Origin of the sequence: Comamonas squillarum (assembly GCF_025309455.1) — a bacterium.
GTDB lineage: Bacteria > Pseudomonadota > Gammaproteobacteria > Burkholderiales > Burkholderiaceae_C > Comamonas > Comamonas squillarum.
Genome location: NZ_CP104377.1, coordinates 213,912 through 233,148 on the forward strand (window position 1 = coordinate 213,912; position 19,237 = coordinate 233,148).

Annotated in this window: 17 protein-coding genes and 1 riboswitch; of the genes, 6 read left to right on the forward strand and 11 right to left on the reverse strand. The window is 63.0% G+C overall.

The features are described 5' to 3' along the window. The first annotated feature begins 44 nt into the window (after positions 1 to 44). On the forward strand, positions 45 to 1,166 hold the full coding sequence (locus N4T19_RS00975; RefSeq protein WP_232539663.1) for a VWA domain-containing protein: 1,122 nt from the start codon (positions 45 to 47) through the stop codon (positions 1,164 to 1,166). An 81-nt stretch (positions 1,167 to 1,247) separates the two neighbouring features. On the opposite strand, the gene N4T19_RS00980 is transcribed toward N4T19_RS00975, so the two are convergent. Further along, positions 1,248 to 1,982 (reverse strand): aspartate/glutamate racemase family protein, encoded by a 735-nt coding sequence (locus tag N4T19_RS00980; RefSeq protein ID WP_021027627.1) that lies wholly within the window; start codon positions 1,980 to 1,982, stop codon positions 1,248 to 1,250. 15 nt (positions 1,983 to 1,997) lie between these two features. After that, the gene (locus N4T19_RS00985) at positions 1,998 to 3,530 is read right to left on the reverse strand and encodes an NCS1 family nucleobase:cation symporter-1 (protein ID WP_260719207.1); all 1,533 of its coding nucleotides are present in this window, start codon (positions 3,528 to 3,530) and stop codon (positions 1,998 to 2,000) included. Between the two features lie 419 nt (positions 3,531 to 3,949). Beyond that, positions 3,950 to 4,113: riboswitch (yybP-ykoY riboswitch) on the forward strand. A 19-nt stretch (positions 4,114 to 4,132) separates the two neighbouring features. Between N4T19_RS00985 and mntP the strand changes: the two genes are divergently transcribed. The 3 genes from mntP (at position 4,133) to N4T19_RS01000 (ending at position 7,040) form a co-directional block, all read left to right on the forward strand. Beyond that, positions 4,133 to 4,702, forward strand: coding sequence for a manganese efflux pump MntP (gene mntP, locus N4T19_RS00990; RefSeq protein WP_116925055.1), 570 nt, complete (start codon positions 4,133 to 4,135; stop codon positions 4,700 to 4,702). Between the two features lie 442 nt (positions 4,703 to 5,144). Continuing rightward, the gene (locus N4T19_RS00995; protein ID WP_260719208.1) at positions 5,145 to 6,140 is read left to right on the forward strand and encodes a DUF808 domain-containing protein; all 996 of its coding nucleotides are present in this window, start codon (positions 5,145 to 5,147) and stop codon (positions 6,138 to 6,140) included. Between the two features lie 288 nt (positions 6,141 to 6,428). Continuing rightward, positions 6,429 to 7,040, forward strand: coding sequence for an OmpW/AlkL family protein (locus N4T19_RS01000; RefSeq protein ID WP_182345343.1), 612 nt, complete (start codon positions 6,429 to 6,431; stop codon positions 7,038 to 7,040). A gap of 98 nt (positions 7,041 to 7,138) precedes the next feature. Here N4T19_RS01000 and N4T19_RS01005 read toward each other — a convergent pair whose 3' ends face one another. Next, entirely contained in the window at positions 7,139 to 8,422 is a 1,284-nt protein-coding gene (locus tag N4T19_RS01005) for an O-acetylhomoserine aminocarboxypropyltransferase/cysteine synthase family protein (protein ID WP_182345344.1), read from the reverse strand. Positions 8,423 to 8,540: 118 nt separating this feature from the next. Continuing rightward, positions 8,541 to 9,632: a YeiH family protein gene (locus N4T19_RS01010; protein ID WP_116925058.1), complete on the reverse strand. Its 1,092-nt coding sequence runs from the start codon at positions 9,630 to 9,632 to the stop codon at positions 8,541 to 8,543. A 167-nt stretch (positions 9,633 to 9,799) separates the two neighbouring features. Between N4T19_RS01010 and N4T19_RS01015 the strand changes: the two genes are divergently transcribed. Further along, positions 9,800 to 10,699 (forward strand): LysR family transcriptional regulator, encoded by a 900-nt coding sequence (locus N4T19_RS01015; RefSeq protein ID WP_260719209.1) that lies wholly within the window; start codon positions 9,800 to 9,802, stop codon positions 10,697 to 10,699. Between the two features lie 18 nt (positions 10,700 to 10,717). Here the strand turns inward: N4T19_RS01015 and N4T19_RS01020 are convergent, their stop codons facing one another. The 7 genes from N4T19_RS01020 to cyoA all read right to left on the reverse strand — a co-directional run bounded on the left by N4T19_RS01020 (position 10,718) and on the right by cyoA (position 17,647). Next, complete coding sequence (locus N4T19_RS01020) at positions 10,718 to 11,260, reverse strand: response regulator transcription factor (RefSeq protein WP_021026719.1); 543 nt, start codon at positions 11,258 to 11,260, stop codon at positions 10,718 to 10,720. Then, entirely contained in the window at positions 11,223 to 12,581 is a 1,359-nt protein-coding gene (locus N4T19_RS01025; RefSeq protein WP_243419264.1) for an ATP-binding protein, read from the reverse strand. The genes N4T19_RS01020 and N4T19_RS01025 overlap by 38 nt, the downstream gene beginning before the upstream one ends. A 106-nt stretch (positions 12,582 to 12,687) precedes the next feature. Further along, the gene (locus tag N4T19_RS01030; RefSeq protein WP_260719210.1) at positions 12,688 to 13,443 is read right to left on the reverse strand and encodes an SURF1 family protein; all 756 of its coding nucleotides are present in this window, start codon (positions 13,441 to 13,443) and stop codon (positions 12,688 to 12,690) included. Positions 13,444 to 13,512: 69 nt separating this feature from the next. Next, a complete protein-coding gene (gene cyoD, locus N4T19_RS01035) occupies positions 13,513 to 13,941 on the reverse strand; it encodes a cytochrome o ubiquinol oxidase subunit IV (RefSeq protein WP_116925060.1) in 429 nt (142 codons plus the stop codon). Then, positions 13,942 to 14,565 (reverse strand): cytochrome o ubiquinol oxidase subunit III, encoded by a 624-nt coding sequence (gene cyoC, locus N4T19_RS01040; RefSeq protein ID WP_021026722.1) that lies wholly within the window; start codon positions 14,563 to 14,565, stop codon positions 13,942 to 13,944. It lies immediately after the preceding gene. Further along, positions 14,558 to 16,561: a cytochrome o ubiquinol oxidase subunit I gene (gene cyoB / locus N4T19_RS01045; RefSeq protein ID WP_116925061.1), complete on the reverse strand. Its 2,004-nt coding sequence runs from the start codon at positions 16,559 to 16,561 to the stop codon at positions 14,558 to 14,560. The genes cyoC and cyoB overlap by 8 nt, the downstream gene beginning before the upstream one ends. Before the next feature lie 30 nt (positions 16,562 to 16,591). Next, positions 16,592 to 17,647: a ubiquinol oxidase subunit II gene (cyoA, locus tag N4T19_RS01050; RefSeq protein WP_116925062.1), complete on the reverse strand. Its 1,056-nt coding sequence runs from the start codon at positions 17,645 to 17,647 to the stop codon at positions 16,592 to 16,594. A gap of 187 nt (positions 17,648 to 17,834) precedes the next feature. Here cyoA and N4T19_RS01055 point away from each other — a divergent pair, with 187 nt between their 5' ends. Beyond that, positions 17,835 to 19,187, forward strand: coding sequence for an MFS transporter (locus N4T19_RS01055; protein ID WP_182345347.1), 1,353 nt, complete (start codon positions 17,835 to 17,837; stop codon positions 19,185 to 19,187). Positions 19,188 to 19,237: the final 50 nt, after the last annotated feature.

Below are 19,237 nucleotides of genomic sequence, written 5' to 3' on the forward strand. Positions count from 1 at the left end.
AGGCAGAGGCGCTGCAGCCCACCACCCGCTTGCAGCGCTGGCGCATGGTGCTGGGCAGCCCGGCCGATGCCAGCTGCGGTACCGTGGGAGGACGCCTGCAGGAGATGGACCAGGCGCTGGCCGCGCTCTACGAAGGCGACAGCCAGCTCGGTTCGCGCAAGGGCGGCCGGGGCAATTCGTCGCCCTCGGTGTCGCGCTGGCTCGGTGATATCCGCAAGTACTTCCCCAGCCAGGTGGTGCAGGTGATGCAGCGCGACGCGATGGAGCGCCTGCAGCTGCGCGAGTTGCTGCTGCAGCCCGAGATGCTGGAGAACGTGCAGCCCGATGTGCACCTGGTGGCCAACCTGATTTCGCTCGGCTCGGTCATCCCGCAAAACACCAAGGCCACCGCGCGCCTGGTGGTGCGCAAGGTGGTGGACGAGCTGATGAAAAAGCTCGAAGAGCCGATGCGCAGTGCCGTGGCCGGCGCGCTGGACCGCAGCCAGCGCAACCGCCGCCCGCGCCATGCCGAGATCGACTGGAACCGCACGATACGCGCCAACCTGCGCCACTGGCAGCCCGAGTACCAAACCATCGTTCCCGAGACCTTGATCGGCTACGGCCGCAAGGCGCGCCGCCCGCAGCGCGAGGTGATTCTGTGCATCGACCAAAGCGGCTCCATGGCCAACTCGGTCGTCTACTCCAGCATCTTTGGTGCGGTGATGGCCAGCCTGCCTGCCGTCGCCACCAAGCTGGTGGTGTTTGACACGGCCGTGGTGGACCTGACCGACAAGCTCGACGACCCGGTCGATGTGCTGTTTGGCGTGCAGCTGGGCGGCGGCACCGATATCAATGGTGCGGTGGGCTACTGCCAAAGCCTGATCAGCGAGCCGCGCAACACCATCCTGGTGCTGATCTCGGACCTGTACGAGGGGGGCGTGGAATCCGGCCTGCTGCGCCGCGCCAATGAGCTGGTGGAGTCGGGCGTGCAGTTCATCACCTTGCTGGCGCTGAGCGACGAGGGCGCGCCCGCCTACGATGCGGCGCTGGCCGCCAAGCTGGCCGCCTTGGGGGTGCCGTCCTTTGCCTGCACCCCGGATGCTTTCCCGCAGCTGATGGCCGCTGCGATCCGCCGCGATGACGTCGCGGCCTGGGCGGCAACCCAGGGCTTCAAGACCAGCCAATGAGGCTGCCAGGCAGCCATCCAGCCAGAAAAAAGCCCTGCGGTGCAGGGCGGTTGGAGTAAGCAGAGTGGGGTAGAAGTCCGGTTAGCGGCCCAGCGAATCGGGCAGCGGAAAGCCGGTAATCCGCTTGGCGCGCGGCGGCGCATAGGTGCGCACCTTGGAGGTCTTGAGGCCCAGGCGCACCAGCGATTCGGCGATCGTCACCGCGGCAGCCACGCCATCGACCACGGGCACGCCGGTGCGGCTGCGCACCTTGTCTTCGAGCTCGGCCATGCCGCCGCAGCCCAGGCAGATGACCTCGGCATGGTCTTCTTCAACGGCCTTGGCCGCCTGCTGCACGATAGCGTCGACCGCGCGCTCGGGCTGGCTCTCGAGCTCCAGCACGGCCATGCCGCTGGCGCGCACCGAGGCGCAGCGCGCATCCAGCCCGGCCAGCTTGAGCCGGTCTTCGATCAAGGGCACAGCGCGGTCCAGCGTAGTGACCACGGCGTATTTGTGGCCCAGGAACATGGCAGTCGATGCCGCCGCCTCGGTGATGTCGACGACGGGCACTTCCAGCAGCTCTTGCAGGCCTTCGCGGCCATGCTCGCCGTAGCCGGCCTGGATGACGGCATCAAAGGGCTGGTCATAGCGCATCACCGCATCCATCACGCCAACGGCGCAGAGGTAGCTCTCAAAATTGCCTTCCACCGATTCTGCGCCAAAGCGCGGGGTGAGGGCGACGATCTCGGTGCCCGGTGCGGCCGCCCGGCGCGCCTGGGCGCCGATGGCCTCGGTCATGCTCTCGGTGGTGTTGACGTTCACGATCAGAATGCGCATGCAAAAAACTCCGTCTCAATGTTGGGCATGGTTCACGGCAATGGCCTCGCCGTCCTGGTCTTCATAGTGCTGGCCCTTGGGGGTCAGCAGCCAGTAAAACAGGCCGCCGAGCCCGGCCGCAATAAACCAGGAGAAATGCGACACCGACTCGAGCGCCGGCAAAAAGGCGAACAGCAGCGCAATCAGCGCCGAGGGCACCAGGGCCTGGATGGCGCGGCGGTTGACGCCGTTTTCGTAATGGTAAGGGCCGTTGCGGTCATCGCTGTAGAGCGCCGGCACATGCACGCGCTGCTTGCGGATCAGCCAGTAGTCGGCCATCACGATGCCAAACAGTGGGCCGAGGAACGAGCCCAGACCGCCCAGGAAATACAGGATCACCAGCGGTGAGTCGTAGAGGTTCCAGGGCAGGATCACAAAGCCGAGGATGGCGCTGACGAGGGCCGCGCGGCGGAAGTTGAGCTGGCGCGGCAGCAGGTTGGCCAGGGCCAGAGCGGGTGCGACAAAGTTGGCCATCAGGTTGACGGCGATGGTCAGGATCAGCAGCGACAGGCTGGCGAGCACCAGCAAGGGCTTGTTGGGGATCTTCTCGACGATGTCGGTGGGGCTCAGGATCAGCGTGCCGTCAATCGCCAACTGGCCGCCGGTCAGCACGACGACGATCAGGCCGAAGATCAGCATGTTGATGGGGATGCCCCAGAAGTTACCCTTGACCACGGCGCTGCGTGAGGTGGCGCCCCGGGTGAAGTCACAGAAATTGAGCACAAAGGTGCCATAGATGGCGACCCACAGCGAGGCTGCGCCCATGATCTGCACCCACATCGCCGCACCGGTGCTGGGCTTGGGCGCCGTCCACTGGATCTTGCCGCCCGAGCTGTACAGCACCCAGCCGGCCAGCGCGATAAAGGTCACCAGAATCACCGGGCCGGCAAAGGCCTCGTACTTGCGGATGCTCTCCATGCCCCAGCAGGCAATCATCGTCTGCACCACCCACAGCAGGCTAAAGCTGATCCAGCCGAGCACCGGCAGGCCCAGCACCTGGTGCGCCAGCAGCACCTGCAGGCTGGGGAAGAGGGTGATCAACAGTACATCGAGCACCTTGGAGGCCAGGTAGGTCTGGATGCCGAACCAGGCAATCGCGACACCGCCCCGGATCAAGGCCGGGATCTGCGCGCCCCGGGTGCCAAAGCTGATGCGGCTCATCACCGGAAAAGGCACACCCGTCTTGGGGCCCATGAAGCCCGACAAGGTCAGCAGCACAAACAGCAAGGCAGCGCCCATCATCAGCGCCGTCAGAATCTGCCAGCCACCCAGGCCCAGCGCAAACAGGCCGATGGCAAAGGCGTAGTTGCCCAGGCTGTGCACATCATTGGCCCAGAGCGTGAACAGGCTGTAGGCACCCCAGGAGCGGCTGTCTTTCTTGGTGGGCGCGAGGTCTTTGTTGTAGAGCGATGGGCATACGCCGGCGGGCAATGCACCGGCCGCTGCGGGGCGCTGCTGTGCGGGGTTGAAGGCAAAGCCTGCGTTCTGGTCTGCTGCAAGATCGGTCATTGACATCCTTGGATCGGGCGCATCCAGCTGCGCCTTATTAGCGGCCTGGCGGCCGGGTTTGTCTCGTCATGTGCGCGGGTCCATGCATGGCATGTGCAGCACAAGACAGGCCTCAATGGCTATGCGTTGTGTGCACATATGCATACATTAAGTGTATACAAAACACCTGAAAATGAACTAGGGGCAACCCTGGGTGAAGTGCCACGCTGTTACTTGGGAGACGCCTTGGCTGCCTCTGTCAGAGGGTGCCAAGGGAGAGCTGCAATACATGAGCTTGCTCATGTTTCGGCTTGTAGCGGTTGGCGTTTTGCTGGGTCCAGGCCGCAACAGCAAGACGGAAATACGATCCATTCCTAAAGAACTTGGCGCGGTTGGGGCCATGTGCTCCTAAGCGCTGCGCAGCGTTTAGACTGCGGCTTCCCTTGGGGAGTAGCCTGCTTCCGCGCTGGAAGCGTCTGCGTCAACATACTCGGCATTTCGCATGCTGTGGCGCAGACATCCGTTCTTCGGTTGGCGAGACCATCGGCATGCCAGCACGACCTCGGTCGGGCAGTGGTGGCGTGCCGTTGTGCTCATGCCCGACTGTCCTAGAAGAACCTCCGATGAACGCTGCTTCCATTTCCCTGTTGGCGCTTGCCATGTCCACCGATGCCTTTGCTGCCGCGATTGGCAAAGGCTCTGCCCTTGTCAAACCCCGTTGGTCCGAGGCGCTGCGCACCGGCCTGATCTTTGGTGTCATCGAAGCCATCACGCCGCTGGTGGGCTGGGCGCTGGGCTATGCCGCGGCCGATTATGTGAAGGCCTGGGACCACTGGATTGCCTTTGTGCTGCTCTTGGTGCTGGGCGGCCGCATGGTGCTGGGTGCCTTCCAAAGTGCCGATGAGCCCGAGATGAGCCGGCCCGCGCGCCATGGCTTCTGGCTGCTGGTCGCCACGGGCTTTGCCACCAGTATTGACGCGATGGCGGTAGGCGTGGGCCTGGCCTTTCTGGATGTGAACATCACCGTCGTTGCGCTCAGCATTGGTTTTGCCACCTTTGCGATGGTGACCCTGGGCGTGATGGTCGGCCGCATTCTGGGCAATATCACGGGCCGCTGGGCAGAAGCGGTGGGTGGTGTCGTGCTGATTGCCATTGGCTCGCTGATTCTGTACGAGCACATGGTGGCCGTATAAAATCAAAGCCCTCCGCTGGCGTGGCAGAGGGCTTGGCTGCGTTTTGCGCTGTAGGAGCGTTGCTACAGGCAAAACAAAGCCCCGCAGAGCGGGGCTTAAGTGAGAAAGATCAGTGGGCTTGCAATTGCTGCGGGTGCCGGGTTTTTAGTTCTGGCTCAACCGCTTGCAGGCTGCGCTGGTATCAGAAGCGGGCAGGAGCACGCTTACGGTCACGTTCGTCTTCAGGCCAAATAGCAAACACTTCAGTCATTTCAGTCCTTTCACCTTTCTGGTGTAGATGGGTGTACAACGGGCCGCGCGCTGAAGTTGTTGACAAGGCCTGCATAAAGTTTTGTGAACAAGCTCCAACAAAACGTAGAAATCACCGTTTTATAGGGTCTGACACGGCATTGCACCGCGAAATCGCTATGATTTGCCACCGAATTTGGATTGGGAGTGCGTAATGGCTGGTGCTGGTTTGTTGATGTTGCTCGATGATATTGCGACCTTGCTTGACGATGTGGCGCTGATGACCAAGACGGCTGCGGGCAAGAGCACGGCCATCCTGGACGATGTGGCCACGCAGACCAAGGTGGCGGTGCAGAAGACCGCGGGGGTGCTGGGCGACGACCTGGCGCTGAACGCCGAGCAGGTGACTGGGGTCAAGGCCAACCGGGAGTTGCCGGTGGTCTGGGCCGTGGCCAAGGGCTCGCTGAAGAACAAGGCCATCCTGGTGCCGGCCGCGCTGTTGATCAGCGCCTTTGCGCCCTGGCTGATCACACCGCTGCTGATGATTGGTGGCGCTTTTCTGTGTTTTGAAGGGGTGGAGAAGGTGCTGAGCCTGTTCCACAAGCCCCAGCACACCCACGATGCCGTCAAGGAGTCGGCGCAGGCCGCTCAAATGGGCGTAGCCCCTTCATCGGTCAAAGCGGCCAACGAGAAGAACATGGACCCGGTGGCCTATGAAAAGGCCAAGGTGGCCGGCGCGGTGCGCACCGACTTCATCTTGTCGGCCGAGATCATGGCGATTGCGCTGGGCACTGTTGCCAGCAAGCCGATTGCCGAGCAGTTTGCGGTGTTGGTCGCTGTGGCGCTGGCGATCACCGTGTTTGTCTATGGTCTGGTCGCCGGCATTGTGCGCATGGACGATGTTGGCATGTGGCTGATGCGCAAGACCAGTGCCGCAGCCCAGGCCCTGGGCCGGGGCCTGATTGCGTTTACGCCCTGGCTGATGCGTGGCCTGTCGATTGTCGGAACGGCTGCGATGTTCATGGTGGGTGGCAGCCTGCTGGTGCATGGCATGGGCCCGATCGAGCATTGGTTGGAGAGCACCGTAGCCCCGATGGGTGGCGTGGTGGCACTGCTGGCCCCAACGCTGGTGCATGTGGCTGTTGGCGCAGCCATTGGTGGCCTGGTGGTGCTGGCGGTGGAGGCCTGGCACAAGCTGCGCGGGCACTGATCGCAAGCAGCAGCGCATGGCTGCTGGCCGCGTCCCTCGGGCGCGGCGCAGCAAGAGGCAGAAGGCGGCATCGCAACAGCGGGCCGCCTTTTTTCATCGCTTGTTTTGTCTCGTTGATCTGGGTCAGGGCCGCGCAGCCCGCTTAAGCAGAAGATGCAGACATGGACAGCAGAAACAGCTCTGCCGCCTTCAGATACGGCGCTTGGCGCGGGTGGGGACATGCAGATGCGGCCTGGGTTCAGCTACTTTTCAATCCATGCGAGCAAGATCGCAGCGAGGGCAATGACGATGAAAAAAATGATGTTGGCAGCGGCAGCTGTATATGCAATGGCGTCGGGCGCGGCGATGGCGCAAGAGGCGCAAAGCCCCTGGCAAGTGCGTGTGCGCGCCGTGCATCTGGACAGCGCCAACAAGGACTCCACCGGCCTGGGCCTGTCGATCAATGACAAGACGATTCCCGAAGTGGATGTGAGCTACTTCTTCACGCCCAATATCGCGGCAGAGCTGGTGCTGACCTACCCGCAAAAGCATGACCTGCGCTCGGACGGCGCCAAGATCGGCACGCTCAAGCACCTGCCGCCCAGCCTGCTCGCGCAGTACCACTTCACCAATATGGGCGCCTTCAAGCCCTACCTAGGCGCTGGTGTGAACTACACGCGCTTCTCGAACGTGAACTTTGCACCGGCTGTTGAGGCCGCGCTCGATCCATCGATCAAGAAGAACAGCTTTGGCCCGGCGCTGCAGATCGGCTTTGACTACATGCTGGACAAGCACTGGTCGATCAACGTCGACGTGAAGAAGGTCTACATCAAGACCGATGTGCGCTCGGCCGGCACCAAGGTGGGCACTTTTAAGGTGGATCCTTGGTTGCTGGGTGTAGGTGTGGGCTACCGCTTCTAAACAGGTCCTCATGCCCGCTCCTGGTGATCCAGGAGCCACAGAGCACTGTGTTTGAGCCGCTTGTTGAAAGCGGCTCTTTTTTTGCGTGCGACGGCCCCTCAGACCTTGGCCAGCGCCTGCTCCAGATCGGCCAGCAGGTCATCGACATGCTCGATGCCGACCGACAGGCGCACCATGCCTTCGCTCACGCCGGCTTTCTCCAGCTCTGCGCTGTCCAACTGGCGGTGCGTGGTCGAAGCCGGGTGCGTCGCCAGCGATTTGGCATCGCCAATATTGACCAGGCGGGTGAACAGCTGCAGCGCATCCAGAAAGCGGGCACCGGCGGCGCGCCCTTCGCCGTCTGCGGCATTGAGGCTGAAGGACAGAATGCCCGAGGCGCGGCCGCCCGACTGCTTTTGCAAGGTGGCATGGTCCGGGTGGTCCGGTAGGCCCGCATAGCGCACCCAGGCCACCTTGGGGTGCTTTTGCAGCGTCTCGGCAATCTTTTGCGTGTTCTCGCAGATGCGGTCCATGCGCAGCGCCAGGGTCTCGATGCCTTGCAGGATCTGGAAGGCGTTCTGCGGCGAAATGGCTGCGCCCATATTGCGCAGCGGCACGACGCGCGCGCGGCCGATGTAGGCCGCAGGGCCCAGCGCTTCGGTGTAGACCACGCCGTGGTAGCTCACATCGGGTTCATTGAGGCGCTTGAAGCGCGCCTTGTGCTCGGCCCAGGGGAACTTGCCGCTATCGACGATGGCGCCGCCCACGCTGGTGCCATGGCCGCCCAGGTACTTGGTGAGCGAATGGACGACGATGTCGGCGCCATGCTCGATGGGGCGCAGCAGATAGGGCGAGGGCACGGTGTTGTCCACGATCAGCGGCACACCATGGCGGTGGGCCACATCGGCGAGCGCGCGGATATCGGTCACATTGCCCAAGGGGTTGCCGATGGACTCGATGAACACGGCCTTGGTCTTGTTGTCGATCAAGGCGCCAAAGCTGGCCGGGTCGCGTGGATCGGCAAAGCGCACCTCAATGCCCTGCTGCGGAAAGGTATGGGCAAACAGGTTGTAGGTGCCGCCATACAAGGTGCTGGCCGAGACGATGTTGTCGCCCGCTTCGGCCAGCGTTTGGATAGCTGCGGTGATCGCTGCCATGCCCGAGGCCAGCGCCAGCGCGGCAATGCCGCCTTCGAGCGCGGTCACGCGCTTTTCCAGCACATCGGTGGTCGGGTTCATGATGCGGGTGTAGATATTGCCGGGCACCTTCAGGTCAAACAGGTCGGCGCCGTGCTGCGCGCTGTCAAAGGCGTAGGCCACCGTTTGGTAGATGGGCACGGCCGCAGCCTTGGTAGTGGGGTCGGGCGAATAGCCTGCGTGAACGGCCAATGTCTCGATGCGCATGGTGTTGGAATCCTTGTGTGCTTGGCGGAATGAATCGTTGGTTGTTGTAGCAGTTTTGCGCGCCGGGCCAACGATTTTTTGGGTATGAGCTTATGAGGCCGCAGAGCCCCGAGCCCCCTCAGAGCCAGGTATTGACCGCCAGCCCGCCCAGCACCAGCCAGACAAACAGCACCAGGGCCAGCAGCAAGGGCTTGATGCCCGCAGCCCGCACGGCGCGCACATGGGTGGTGAGCCCCAGGCCGGCCATCGCCATCGTCAGCAAGGCGTTGTCCCACTGCACACCGATGGCGAGCGCCTGCGCAGGGATGACGCCCAGCGAATGGATGCCCGCGACTGCGACAAAGCCCAACGCAAACCAGGGAATGGTGATCTGGCGGGCCTGCACGGCGCCACCGGCTGCCGGCTGCCGGACCGCTGCAGCGCTGCCAGGGCGCCTGGCCAGCCACAGCGACAGCGCGATCAGAAACGGGGCCAGCATCATCACCCGCACCATCTTGGCGACCACGGCGGTGTCGGCCGCGCTGCTGCTGATGGCGCCGCCAGCAGCGACCACCTGCGCCACCTCATGCACGGTCGAGCCCACCCAGAGGCCATAGCCGGACTCGCTCATCTGCAGGCTGGGCGCGAGCCACTGGTAGAGCACCGGGTACAAAAAGGTGCCCACGGTGCCAAAGACCACCACGGTGGCGATGGCGACCGCCACATCATCGGCGCGCGCCTTGGCCACCGGGGCGGTGGCCAGCACGGCCGCTGCGCCGCAGATGGCGCTGCCCGCGCCCACCAGCATGCTGGTGCGGGCATCCAGCCCCAGCCAGCGCTGGCCCAGCCACTGCGCCAGCACAAAGGTGCTGCCGAGCATCAGCGCATCGATCAGCACGCCGCTGGCGCCGACGGCGGCGATGTCCTGGAAGGTCAGGCGCAGGCCATAGAGGATGATGCCCAGGCGCAGCAGCTGCTGCTTGGACAGGCCCACCCCCGCAGCCGCCGGCGCCTGCACCCAGCCGTAGACAGTATTTCCCACCAGCATGCCGATGACGATGGCCAGCGTGAGCGCGCTCAGCCCATGGCTGCCAAACCAGGGCAGGGCCGCGAGCGTGCTGGCCAGCCAGGCAATGGCCGCACACAGCAGCAGGCCCGGTGCCAGGCGTTTGGCGCCATCGAGCCAGTGGCCGTTGCGCAGTTGGGGGAGGGAGAGGGGGGCGAGTGACATGGGCGGTTCCAGAGGCCCTGGCAGGGCCAAAAGCGGTGGCCTGCCGGGCGATATGGAATCACTATAGAAATTATTCTTATATCTGTATAACTAATTGTTTGGTTAATATCTACCGATAAAATAGGTAGATATTTTTTATCAACCCAAGCGCCTTGTGCGCCATCAATATGCTCCATCTCAGCCTGCGCCAGTGGGAGGTCTTCTGCGCCATCGCCCACAGCGGCAGCACCGTCGCTGCGGCCCAGGCCATCGGCCTGTCGCAATCAGCGGTCAGCGCCGCTTTGCAGCAGCTGGAGGCGGGCCTGGGCGCGCAGCTGTTTGCGCGCAGCGGCAAGCGCCTGGTGCTCAATGATCTGGGGCGCAGCCTGTGGCCGCAAGCGCAAGGCTTGCTGGAGCTGGCCTTGCAGCTGGAGCAGGCCACGCAGCAGACCGAGCCGATGGCGCCCGTGGTGCTGCGGCTGGCGGCCAGCACCACGATTGCCAACCATGTGCTGCCGGCCATCCTGGCGGACTTCATGCAGCGCTATGCGCTGGTGCGGTTTGAGGTGGTGATCGGCAATACGCGCGAGGTGGCCGAGGCGGTGGGCGAGGCCAGTGTGGACCTGGGCTTTATCGAAGGGGTGAGCCACTGGCCGGCGCTGGAGGTGCAGCCCTGGCGCGAGGATGAGCTGGTGCTGATTGCCGCGCCGGGCCATGCGCTGGTGGCCGCTGCCGGCCACAGCCCTGTCAGCGCCCAGCAGCTGGGCGCTTGCCGTTGGCTACTGCGTGAAGAGGGCTCGGGTACGCGCGAGGCAGTGGAGTTTACCGTGCTGTCCCAGCTGCGGGAATGGCCGATTGCGGCGGTGCTGGGCAGCTCCGAAGCCATTTGCACGGCGGTGGCGCGCGGGGCGGGCATCAGCTGCCTGTCACGCGTCATTGCCCAGCCCTGGATCGAGCGCGGCGAGCTGGCCGTGCTGCACAGCCTGTTGCCGCCGATGCGGCGCCAGTTTTCGCTGCTGCAGCGCCAGGGCAAGCAGCGATCGCCGGTGCTGCAGGCCTTGGTGCAGGCCTGTATGGACGCTGTCTGAGCCCAGTTGAGCAGGTTCTTAACGAACGTGCTGCTTGTCGAGCTTGCGCGCCAGGGTGCGCCGGTGCATGCCCAGGCGGCGCGCGGTCTCGGAGATGTTGAAGCCGGTCTCGGCGAGGGTCTCGTGGATCTTCTCCCACTCCAGCGTCTTGATGGAGGTGGTGGCGGCGGTCAGATCGACTTCGGTGCTGCCTTCGACCCGGCTGAAGGCCGCCTCGATGTCGTCGGTGTTGGAAGGCTTGGCCAGGTAGTGGCAGGCGCCCAGCTTGATGGCCTCCACCGCCGTGGCAATGCTGGCGTAGCCGGTCAGCACCACAATCAGTGCCTCGGGGTTTTGCGCATGCAGCAACTGCACGCAGGACAGGCCCGAGGCGTGGCCGGCCAGCTTCAAGTCCATCACCGCGTACTGCGGGCGCTCGGTCTGCAAGAGTTGCGCCACTTCGTCGGCGCTGCTGGCATGGAGCACGCGGTAGCCACGTCGCTCAAAGGAGCGGCGCAGCGTGCGGGCAAAGGCGGCATCGTCTTCAACCAGGAGTAAGAGGCGTTCTTGGGTTGGCGTCATAGTGTGGTTCGTCATCCAGGGCAATGGAGGCCAGCGGCAGGCTGATGCGCACGGCCGCGCCGCCGCCCAGGTGCTGTTCGCGGTTGCGGGCCTCGACATGGCCGCCCAGCGAGCGGGCCACATTCATCACCAGGAACAGGCCCAGGCCACCGCCAGGGCGCTGTTTGGTGGACTGGTAGGGCTTGCCCAGGTGGGCCAGGATCTCGCTCTTGAAACCCGGGCCGCTGTCGGTCACCTGCAGCACCAGCTGGGCATCGTCCTGCGCGGGGCATTCCACCACAAGCTGGACAAAGCCGGGTGAGGCCTCTAGTGCATTGTCCAGCACATTGAAAATCATCTGTTGCAACGAGGTATCCGAGATGATCGGAATATCGCGCGCGACCTGCTTGCGGTAGACGAAGTTGCCGGGCTGGCGGTGGCTTTGCCACTGCGCGGCGACCCGGTCCATGAAGGTGACCAAGGTGGTGCTCTGCGGCGCGTCGCCGCGCGTCTCACCGGCCGACAGCAGCACGCCGGTGACGATGGATTTGCAGCGCTGCACCTGGTGCTCCATCTCGTGCAGGTCCTCCATCAGTTCGCTGTCTTGCGCGATCGAGGGCATGCGCTGCCAGTCGCCCAGAATCACCGCCAGCGTCGACAGCGGCGTGCCCAGCTCATGGGCGGCGCCGCTGGCCAGCAGGCCCATGCGCACGATGTGCTCCTCTTCGGCCGCGCGCTGGCGCAGGTCGGCCAGGCGCGCATCGCGCAGCTGCAGGTTGGACATGATGCGGTTGATGAAGGAGACCAGCAAGATCGCATTGAGCCCAAAGCTGATCAGCAGCCCCAGCAGGTACAGCGCATGCATGGCGCCACTGCGGTGGCTCATGATCTGCAGCGGCTGGTAGAAAAAGGCCAGCGCCACCGCGCAGCTGCCGGTGACCACCACAATGCCCCAGGCATAGAACGGCTTGAGCAGCACCGCCCCCAAGGTGACCTGGAGCAGGAACAAGGTAATGAAGGGGTTGTTGGCGCCGCCGCTCAGGTAGAGCTGCAGGCTGAGCGCCCCCACATCGGCCAGCAGCGCCACAAACAGATCGCTGGAGGAGATGTCGTGCTGGCGCCAGCGCAGCCACCAGACGCAGATCAGGTTAGTGATGACCAGGCCGGCCAGCACGGCAAACATCTCGTACAGCGGCAGGTAGATGTCAAAGCCCCAGCGGACCAGCGAGATGGTGACCACCTGGCCCACCACCGCCAGCCAGCGCAGCTGGATGAGCAGCTGCATGTTCTGGCGGTCAGTGGTGTGGGTGACCTGAAACGGGGAGGGGATGGACAGTGGCACCGTGCAATTGTGCCGCAGGACTGTGCCGCAGGAATGGGCGGCAGTCGGCAGGCCTTGCGCCTGCCAGTGTTACCGGCGCCGACGGGCGCCGGTAACTGCACCGTGGCTAACGCGCGCCCTTGCGTTTGCGAAGAACCAGCCAGGTGGCGCCCACCACCATCAGGGCCAGGCCATACCAGGTCAGCGCATAGACCAGGTGGTTGTTGACAAAGCGAACCTGCGTGAGCCCTGCGCGTGGCCACTGCTGGCCTTGCAGGTCGCTGGCGCTGCTGCGCTTTTGCTCGCCCACCAGCTCGGCGCTGCCATCGGGCAGGCCTTCGTCGATGAAGAACGGTGCCACCTGCGCCAGGCCCTGCGCCTGTGCAATGGCCTGCACATCGCGCGAGAACCAGCGCTGGGCTTGCGGGTCGTTGTCGCGCAGAAAGCCGCCCTTGGGCTCGGTAGCGCGCAGCAAGCCGGTCACGCTGACCTCGCTCGTGGGCGTCGCTGCTGTCAGCTGCGGGCCGCCTGCCCAGTCACGGCGCAAGGCGTCGGGCACAAAGCCGCGGTTGACCAGCACCTGGCTGCCATCGGCACGCTGCAGCGGCGTGAGCACCCAAGCGCCCGAACCCAGCGCCGTGGTGGCCTGGGTCAGCACGGTCTTGTCCGTCAGCCACTGGCCTTGCAGCTGGCTGGGCTGGTATTCCAGCGCCTTGGCGTCGAGCTGGGGCCAGCTGGCTACTGCGGGGACGGGTTGGGGCGCGCTGTGCACCCGGCGCTCGACCCGCTCGATGAGGTCGAGCTTCCACTGCAGGCGGTAGACCTGCCAGGTGCCCAAGGCGCAAAAGCCCAAGAACAAGGCGATGCCCACGGTTGCGAGCATCGCCTGAAAAAGTGCGGAATGCCGGGGCTGGCCCTGTGCATTCCGTTGCGTTTCGTTGGTCAAAACAGCTTAGTGGTTGGTGTGGCCTTCGCTGGCAGCAGGTTGCTGCTGGGTCACGGCGGCCGGGTTGTGGTTGTGGCCAGGCATCATGTTGGTGTTCATGTGGTACATGACCCACAAGGTACCGGCCAGGGTCACGGCCACGAACACGATGGTGAAGATGGTGGACATCAGGGTCCAGCCGCCTTCGATCTTGCCGTTCATGTGCAGGAAGTAGACCATGTGCACGATGATCTGCACGACCGCGAAGAAGGCGATCACGACCACGGTGGTGGTGCGGTTCTCAAACACATCGCCCATCACCACAGCGAAGGGGATGGCCGTCAGGATGATCGACAGGAAAAAGCCGATCATGTAGCCCGAGAAGGTGCTGTGTGGGCCATCGTCGTGACCGTGGTCATCGTGGCCGTGTGCTGCGTGGTTATGTTGTGCGCTCATTTACAGCACTCCCATCAAATATACGAAGGAGAAGACGCCGATCCAGACCACGTCCAAGAAGTGCCAGAACATCGACAGGCACATCAGGCGGCGGTTGTTCTCACGGGTCAGGCCGTGCTTGCCGATTTGCAGCAGCAGCACCACCAGCCACACCAGACCAAAGGTCACGTGCAGACCGTGGGTGCCCACCAGTGCAAAGAAGGCCGACATCGCAGCGCTGCTCTGCGGGCCAGCGCCCACATGGATCAGGTGGTGGAACTCATACAGTTCCACGCCCAGGAAACCGGCGCCAAACAGCATGGTGATGATCAGCCAGACGACGGTGCCCTTGACCGAGCCCTTTTGCTTGGCCAGCATGGCAAAGCCGAAGGTGATGGACGACAGCAGCAGCAAGGCGGTGTTGATGGCCACCAGGCTCAGGTCGAACAGCTCGGCGCCACCTGCACCGCCTGCATAGTTGCGGCCCAGCGCGCCATAGGTGGCGAAGAGGGCAGCAAAGATCAGGCAGTCGCTCATCAGGTAGAGCCAGAAGCCCAGAGCGGTGCCATTTTCAACGTGCGGTTCTTCCTTGAGGAAGTAGTCACGGGTACCGGTCGCGCCGGCGAGGGTGTTGTGATTAGACATGGCGGGCCAACAGTTGGGTACGTTCTTCTTCGGTGGCTGCTACTTCGCTTGCAGGGATGTAGTAGTCACGCTTGTAGTTGAAGGTGTGGATGATCGAAGCCAACACGATGCCGGCAAAGCTGATGCCTGCGATCCACCACATGTGCCAGATCATCGCGAAGCCGAAGACCAGGGCGATCATCGAGATCACGAAGCCGGCGCCGGTGTTCTTGGGCATGTGGATTTCCACGAAACCGTCGAGCTTGCGCTTGTAGCTGTGCTTCTTCATGTCCCACCAGGCGTCGCTGTCATGCACGGCTGGCGTGAAGGCGAAGTTGTACTGGGGAGGAGGCGACGAGGTTGCCCATTCCAGGGTACGGCCGTTCCAGCAGTCACCGGTCACATCACGCAGCTGGTCGCGCTTGAGGTAGCTGACGAACAACTGGATGAAGAAGCAGGCGATACCCAGCGCGATCAGCACGGCACCGAAGGCAGCGATGATGAAATAGATCTGCAGCGAGGTGTCTTCGTAGTGGTTGACGCGGCGGGTCACACCCATCAGACCCAGCACGTACAGCGGGGTGAACGCAACCCAGAAGCCGAAGAACCAGAACCAGAACGATGCCTTGCCCCAGAACTCGTCGAGGCGGTAGCCGAAGGCCTTGGGGTACCAGTAGTTGATACCGGCGAACACGGCAAACACGACGCCACCAATGATCACGTTGTGGAAGTGGGCGATCAGGAACAGCGAGTTGTGCAGCACGAAGTCAGCAGGCGGCACGGCCAGCAGCACACCGGTCATACCACCGATGGTGAAGGTCAGCATGAAGCCCACGGTCCACAGCATGGGCACGGTGAACTTGATGCGGCCACGGTACATCGTGAACAGCCAGTTGAAGATCTTGGCGCCGGTCGGGATCGAGATGATCATCGTCGTGATGCCGAAGAACGAGTTCACGCTGGCACCGGACCCCATGGTGAAGAAGTGGTGCAGCCACACCAGCCAGGACAGGATGGTGATACACACGGTCGCATACACCATCGAGGTGTAGCCGAACAGGCGCTTGCGCGAGAAGGTCGCAACGATTTCAGAGAACACACCGAACGCAGGCAGGATCAGGATGTAGACCTCTGGGTGGCCCCAGATCCAGATCAGGTTCACATACAGCATGGGGTTCCCGCCCAGCTCGTTGGTGAAGAAGTTGGTGCCGACGTAGCGGTCCAAGGTCATCAGCACCAGCACAGCGGTCAGGATCGGGAACGAAGCCACGATCAGCGCGTTGGTGCACAGCGAGGTCCAGGTGAAGATAGGCATCTTCATCAGGTTCATGCCAGGCGCGCGCATCTTGATGATGGTCACAATCAGGTTGATACCGGACAAGGTCGTCCCGACCCCGGCAATCTGCAGCGCCCAGATGTAGTAATCCAGACCCACGCCCGGGTGGTATTCGCCCAGACCCGACAGGGCCAGCCAGCCCAGCGTGGAGAACTCACCGACGAACAGCGAGGCCATCACCAGCACGGCGCCGGAGGTGGTCATCCAGAAGCTGAAGTTGTTCAGGAACGGGAAGGCCACGTCACGCGCACCGATTTGCAGCGGCACCAGATAGTTCATCAGGCCGGTCACAAAAGGCATGGCCACGAAGAAGATCATGATCACGCCGTGGGCGGTGAAGATCTGGTCATAGTGGTGCGGGGGCAGGTAGCCCATCGATTCACCGGCGGCCAGCGCCTGCTGGCCACGCATCATGATCGCGTCGGCAAAGCCGCGCAGGAACATGACCAGGCCCAGGATCATGTACATGATCCCGATGTTCTTGTGGTCGATGGAGCAGATCCAGTTCTTCCACAGCGGACCCCAAAGCTTGAACTTGGTGATACCGGCGACGACCACGAGGCCGCCCAGGACCACGGCGATGAAGGTCCACAACACGATGGGCTCATGCACCATCGGTATGTCATTCCATGTCAGCCGCCCGAGGAGCGGGTCATGGCTTACGTTTGTAGCTACGGACATATTGAGTCTCTTTGAAAATTCTCGATGGGGTTACTGCGCCACGGGGGTGCCAGGCGCTGGCTCGCCCAGGGAGGCGACCACGGCAGGGGCGTTGGCCACCGTGCACACGTCGTCCTCAGGGATCAGCGAAACACTCTTGCCTGCAGCTGCACGGGCCTTCATGTTGGCCATCGCATCCTTGGCCATGATCTCGTCCATGCACATCTTGCCCGCTTCAACGCAGCGGTTGAGCACGGCGTGGTACAGGGTGCTGTCGACGGTGCTGAACAGGCGCACAGGATCGCGCTCGCTGGGCTTTTCCAGCTTCACGTATTCAGCACGGTCCAAGGTAGCGCCTTCGGTCTTGGCCTTTTGCACCCAGGCGTCGAAGTCACCATTGCTCAGGCCGTGGAACTTGAAGGTCATGCCGGCAAAGCCCGAGCCGCTGTAGTGCGAGCTCATGCCCTTGTACACGCCAGGCTTGTTGATCACGGCGTTCAACTGCGTCTGCATCGATGGCATGGCATAGATCATGCCGGCCAGGTCAGGCACGTAGAACGCGTTCATCGTGGTGGTGGCGGTCAGCTTGAAGCGGATCGGACGGTCCACGGGCGCAGCCAGCTCGTTGATGGTGGCAATGCCTTGCTCGGGGTAGATGAACAGCCACTTCCAGTCCATGGCCACGACTTCGACCTCCAGCGGCTTGACGTCTGCAGCCAGTGGGCGGTTGGCGTCAATGCGGTCCAGAGGACGGTAGGGGTCGAGCTTGTGGGTGTAGATCCAGGTCAGGGCGCCCAGCGCGATGATGATCAGCAGAGGAACGGACCAGATCACCAACTCCAGCACCGTCGAGTGGTGCCACTCGGGATCGTAGTCGGCGGGCTCATTGCTTTCGCGGTACTTGAACGCGAACAAGAGGATCAGCACGATCACCGGAACGATGATGATCAGCATCAGCAACGTGGCGATGATCACCAGATTGCCGGACTGCGCCGCCACGTCACCCGCAGGGTTGAGAACGACGGTATTACAGCCTGCAAGGCTGGCGGCAACCAGTAACGCCGCAACGAGCCGTGAGGGCCCGCGAAGTTTGTTGAGATCAGGCATGCGAAAGGGCACGGCTAGCGCGCTTAGGTATAAACATGGATTGCAAAATCCCCCCAAATGTAAATGCTAGAGGCAGGCCTGTCGATTGGACATTTTGTCCTACGCCCTCTCAGAAAGTACCCAGCTAGGCTCCTGGTAAAGGTACGGTCTCAGCAGGCCGGTAACAGCTTGAGGAAGGAGCTTTTGTATGAGTAGTCTCGGTTACACAGCATCTCCTGTCGGCGGCACCCCCGGTGCTGATCCCCGTCCCCGTGCCCATTCTGAAGAAGATGTAACACCTGGCGAGATCGCGGTCGGGGTGATTATCGGCCGTTCGTCAGAGTATTTTGATTTTTTCGTATTTGGCATAGCGGCGGTCTTGGTCTTTCCAAGCGTCTTTTTTCCCAACTTTTCTCAGCTCAATGGCACGTTGCTGTCATTTGCGGTGTTTTCCATCGCTTTTGTCGCCAGACCGGTCGGCACCGCCATCTCGATGGCCATTCAGCGCCGCTGGGGACGTGCCGCCAAAATGACAGTGGCCCTGTTTTTACTGGGCGTTTCCACGGTTGGTATCGCCTTTTTACCCGGGTATGACGTACTGGGCCGCACCGCCATCTGGCTGCTGGCGCTGTTCCGCTTTGCCCAGGGTCTGGCGCTGGGCGGCTCCTGGGATGGGCTGCCGTCGCTGCTGGCGATGAACGCGCCGAGCAACCGCCGAGGCTGGTACGCGATGATCGGCCAGCTGGGCGCGCCACTGGGCTTTGTGCTGGCTGCCGGCCTGTTCGCCTACTTGTACAGCGCGCTGTCGAAGGCCGAGTTCCTCAGCTTTGGCTGGCGCTATCCGTTCTATGTCGCTTTTGCGGTGAACGTGGTGGCCCTGTTTGCCCGGCTGCAACTGGTGCTGGGCCAGACCTACACCCAGGCGATGCAGGAGCGCGAGCTGGAACCCGTCAGCGTCACCCGCCTGATCGACGAGGAGGGCAGCCATGTGGCGATCGGCGCTTTTGCCGCGCTGGCCAGCTTTGCGCTGTTCCACCTGGTCACCGTGTTTCCGCTGTCCTGGATTTCGCTCTATTCGGACCAGCCCATCACCCATGTGCTGGGGGTGCAGATTCTGGGGGCCTTCTGCGCGGCGCTGGCCATTGTGGCCTCGGGCAAGCTGGCAGACAGTTTTGGCCGGCGCAATACCCTGGGCGCGATGGCGGTGCTGATTGCGCTATTCAGCCTGGCGACGCCCAAGCTGCTGTCCAGTGGCGTGACCGGTAACAATATCTTCATCATCGTCGGCTTTGTGCTGCTGGGCCTGTCCTACGGCCAGTCGTCCGGCACGGTCACCGCCAACTTCTCGGCGCGCTATCGTTACACCGGCGCGGCACTGTCTACCGACATGGCCTGGCTGGTGGGCGCGGCCTTTGCACCGCTGGTGGCGCTGGGCTTGTCAGCCAAGTTCGGCCTGATCGCTGTGTGCCTTTATCTGCTGTCGGGTGCCGTCTGTACCTTGGCGGCCCTGGGCATCAACCGTGCACTGGAGTCGCGCGAAAGCGCCGAGGCCAGCACCTGACCGGTTTTATCAAGGGACTGCCCATTGCGGACAGCCGGGACGAAGGATTG

Bases quoted from the DNA above. Each gene is read 5' to 3' on its own strand.
- N4T19_RS01000 (WP_182345343.1), top strand. From the start codon at position 6,429: ATGAAAAAAATGATGTTGGCAGCGGCAGCTGTATATGCAATGGCGTCG.
- N4T19_RS01055 (WP_182345347.1), top strand. From the start codon at position 17,835: ATGAGTAGTCTCGGTTACACAGCATCTCCTGTCGGCGGCACCCCCGGT.
- cyoD (WP_116925060.1), bottom strand. From the start codon at position 13,941: ATGAGCGCACAACATAACCACGCAGCACACGGCCACGATGACCACGGT.
- N4T19_RS01005 (WP_182345344.1), bottom strand. From the start codon at position 8,422: ATGCGCATCGAGACATTGGCCGTTCACGCAGGCTATTCGCCCGACCCC.
- mntP (WP_116925055.1), top strand. From the start codon at position 4,133: ATGAACGCTGCTTCCATTTCCCTGTTGGCGCTTGCCATGTCCACCGAT.
- cyoB (WP_116925061.1), bottom strand. From the start codon at position 16,561: ATGTCCGTAGCTACAAACGTAAGCCATGACCCGCTCCTCGGGCGGCTG.
- N4T19_RS00985 (WP_260719207.1), bottom strand. From the start codon at position 3,530: ATGACCGATCTTGCAGCAGACCAGAACGCAGGCTTTGCCTTCAACCCC.
- N4T19_RS01020 (WP_021026719.1), bottom strand. From the start codon at position 11,260: ATGACGCCAACCCAAGAACGCCTCTTACTCCTGGTTGAAGACGATGCC.
- N4T19_RS01030 (WP_260719210.1), bottom strand. From the start codon at position 13,443: ATGCTCGCAACCGTGGGCATCGCCTTGTTCTTGGGCTTTTGCGCCTTG.
- cyoA (WP_116925062.1), bottom strand. From the start codon at position 17,647: ATGCCTGATCTCAACAAACTTCGCGGGCCCTCACGGCTCGTTGCGGCG.
- N4T19_RS01010 (WP_116925058.1), bottom strand. From the start codon at position 9,632: ATGTCACTCGCCCCCCTCTCCCTCCCCCAACTGCGCAACGGCCACTGG.
- cyoC (WP_021026722.1), bottom strand. From the start codon at position 14,565: ATGTCTAATCACAACACCCTCGCCGGCGCGACCGGTACCCGTGACTAC.
- N4T19_RS00980 (WP_021027627.1), bottom strand. From the start codon at position 1,982: ATGCGCATTCTGATCGTGAACGTCAACACCACCGAGAGCATGACCGAG.
- N4T19_RS00975 (WP_232539663.1), top strand. From the start codon at position 45: ATGGTGCTGGGCAGCCCGGCCGATGCCAGCTGCGGTACCGTGGGAGGA.
- N4T19_RS00995 (WP_260719208.1), top strand. From the start codon at position 5,145: ATGGCTGGTGCTGGTTTGTTGATGTTGCTCGATGATATTGCGACCTTG.
- N4T19_RS01015 (WP_260719209.1), top strand. From the start codon at position 9,800: ATGCTCCATCTCAGCCTGCGCCAGTGGGAGGTCTTCTGCGCCATCGCC.